The 3,004-nt window shown below is 38.0% G+C and carries 3 protein-coding genes; all 3 read right to left on the reverse strand.

The genetic code is table 11. From position 1 onward, the window contains the following. Nucleotides 1-431 precede the first annotated feature (431 nt). A complete protein-coding gene (locus WFH18_RS17110; RefSeq protein WP_262443214.1) occupies nucleotides 432-1,154 on the reverse strand; it encodes a hypothetical protein in 723 nt (240 codons plus the stop codon). Nucleotides 1,155-1,326: 172 nt separating this feature from the next. After that, complete coding sequence (locus WFH18_RS17115; RefSeq protein ID WP_262443213.1) at nucleotides 1,327-1,839, reverse strand: GNAT family N-acetyltransferase; 513 nt, start codon at nucleotides 1,837-1,839, stop codon at nucleotides 1,327-1,329. 80 nt (nucleotides 1,840-1,919) lie between these two features. Then, nucleotides 1,920-2,651, reverse strand: a complete 732-nt coding sequence (locus tag WFH18_RS17120) for an outer membrane protein OmpK (RefSeq protein WP_262443212.1) — start codon at nucleotides 2,649-2,651, stop codon at nucleotides 1,920-1,922. Between the last annotated feature and the right edge of the window lie 353 nt (nucleotides 2,652-3,004).

The following is a 3,004-nucleotide window of genomic DNA, read 5'->3' on the forward strand; positions in this document are numbered from 1 at the left end:
AGGCTGTTATAGCGCTTGACAAGACGCTGATCCAGGCCAGAGATGTTAAATTGAAGAGCATGCTCTTCAATTTAACGCAAAGTTCAGGAATTGTGTAGATACCTATGCCTAGAAGGAGAGGGAAAAAGCCTCCCTAAGCAAGATATAAGCACTGCTTTATATCGAAGCGTAAGAAAGGGAGGTTTGGAGGGATTAAATTTTAAATCTCCTCTTACGAAGCAGAGCTTCTCATCTCTTAAAGAGAGGGGAATTTTCTTTTTTGAATAATGGAGGGATTAGATCTCCGTATTTTCATCCCAAAGGAAGTACATACCAAATTGTCCAGTTCTAAATTCACCGCCTATCGCTTTGCCCGTATCAGCCATATTTTCCCTATAATATTTTGAATATTATGTTTGTTATAGGGGAATAAGATATCGCTGAATCAGCAATCACTCAACCTTTAAATACATGCCATCCGCTGAGACATTATGGCCAAAACCGCAAGACATTGGATTGTTGCTATTCATCACAATCTGTTGTCCAATTTGAGCGTTAAACTGAAATTTCAAATCAATTTTGCAATCTTCTACGCTGTAATTGGTCTGAGCTTTATTCAGTGGCATGCGGGTTGAAAATTCTCCCATATTTGGTCCATAAATCAGACTGCGCAAACCCATATAGAGTCCATTAAACTCAATTTGGTAGGCATTCGAAGCCCGTTTAACTTCCATCGTATTCCATTGACCAAAACCTGCATAACGAACATATTTTCCTGCAAGACTCTTTGATTTTTCTGGTGCAGGTAACTGTTTTAGATTGAACTGGCTGGCTTTAGCATTCGGGAAAACCGAGAACCAGGCGCGTGCCCATTGCGGCTTTCCAAGCTTGGCATAACTTAAGCCAACATTATTAAACGCCGTGGTGATATCGCGTTCGGAAAAAGCTGTACCACCGCCTTCTACATTCATCGCACAAAAGGATGACCATGCGGCTTGTTGCTCAAATTGCGCTATGGCCTTTTGATATTGTTTTTGGTTGTAGAATTTTTTGCCATTATTTGCATAGCTTTGCACTTTGCTACAGCCTGAACGGAGCTCTTTTTCAAAGTCTGAATCAGCAAAAGTGAGCATACTTAAACTTAAAAGACCAATAGACAATAGAGATTTATACATGGTGTTATTCAGTATGATTTTTAGCTGAATAAAACATAGCAAGCTTGTGAAGTAAATAATATCTCTGTTGTAATCCAATCCAGTAAAAATCAGAAAATATGAAAGTGATTAAGACAGTGGGAGGCTGATGTTAAGAAAATAGATCAAGAGAAGAATTTAAAATAAAAGTGAATTAAACCTGATCCAGATTGAGTTGTAAGAGGACCAAATCACGCCATTGCCCAAACTTCTGTCCGACTTGCGGCATATAGGCAGTTTGAACGAAACCCAGTTTTTCATGCAGGCGAATCGATGAAGTATTTTCAGAATCAATCGCCGCGACCATGATATGCAGTTTCTGTACTTGAGCCTGTTCAATTAAATACTGCAATAATTGAGAACCCAAACCTTGCCCTGCATAATCCGGATTTAAAAAGATGGAATGTTCGACCGTCTGTTGAAAGCCCTGAATACTGCGAAACTGATCATAACAGGCATAGCCAGCAATGACCTGATTTCGCGTATCTTCAACCACAAAAACCGGGAAATTCTGATTTTTAAGCTGCTTAAACCAGATTTTGAAATAGTTCAAATCAAAGGCTGTTCTGTTCCAGGTCGCAGTACCATAGAGTACTTCCTGATTATAAATCTCAAGGATGGTTTCAAGGTCGAGTTCGGTCGCAGGTCGAATGTCAAAATCAGGCATATTCTTGTTCTAGTAGAGGTGATCTGAAATCACAGTTTAAAAAAAGCAGAACCGGAGTTCTGCTTTTGATGATACATCAATTAGAAATGATATTTCACAAGTGCGCTGACGTCATTTTGGTCTACGCCTTTATAACCATATTTATTGTTCCAAACTGAATGTTCGATACCTACATAAAGTTTAGTGTCTGGAGAGATATGTTTACCTACATTCCATTTGTACTGGCTAGTCCAGTTCAATTCACTAGCATGTGTATCTTCAGCCGTTGACCAATCTAGGAATGCATCAACAAGGAAATCTTCAGTACCTAACTTAAATGGTACTGCATAAGTGATGGTCATTTGATAATCATCTGCAGTGTTATCATTGTCAGCTTTGTAGAAGTTAATGTTTGCATATTGTGTATATGGAACATTTAAAGCAAAACCAACACCATACAAATAGTTATTAAAGCCTTCGCCACCTTCCCAAGTTGTCGCAACGAGTACGTCCTTGATTGGACCAACTTCAAGTTTAGTTCCTGAAACTGCACTTAAGCTTAAACGCGGTGCAACCTCAAAATAGGTACTATTACCTTCTGGATCATTGTTAGTACGATCAGCGAAAGCAAAGAAATCACCATATTTTAAACCGGCCGCATATTCAGCAGTAACCGTTGTTTGATCAAGCTTTTCATCTTGAGTGAGAAATGGTGATTTATAGTTTTCACCATAAAGACCTGTAACGCTAAAGTCCTGCCAAACTGGTTTTGCTTGAGAAAATGCTGCAGTTGAAGCCAATGCACAAAGTGCCGCAAGTTGTGTAAATTTCATTTAAATCTATCCCCCCGAGAAAGCAGAATAAGCATACAGATTAATAAGTAAAAATAAAGTTAAAAGTGATTGCTGACTTAAATATATTTCAGCCCTCATGAGTTGAATGAAGACGATCATCTTCCTCAGTTTTCATTGCTTTTCGCTGATACTTCTTTAAATTATTATTTTTTAAATAAAGTTGAATATGTAGTGCCTTAAAAGGCTGAATGTATAACTAAAAATATAAAATCACTTCAATTAGAGGTGGTCCCACTTGTTTGAACAACTAAAAGCTTATTTATAAGTGATATTCTGCTCTAGTTAAGCTACCTTATTTTGTTGTGGTAGCTGGTCATAGTAAAACTCATCTG

It is taken from the genome of Acinetobacter sp. USHLN143, from assembly GCF_037145695.1.
GTDB lineage: Bacteria > Pseudomonadota > Gammaproteobacteria > Pseudomonadales > Moraxellaceae > Acinetobacter > Acinetobacter fasciculus.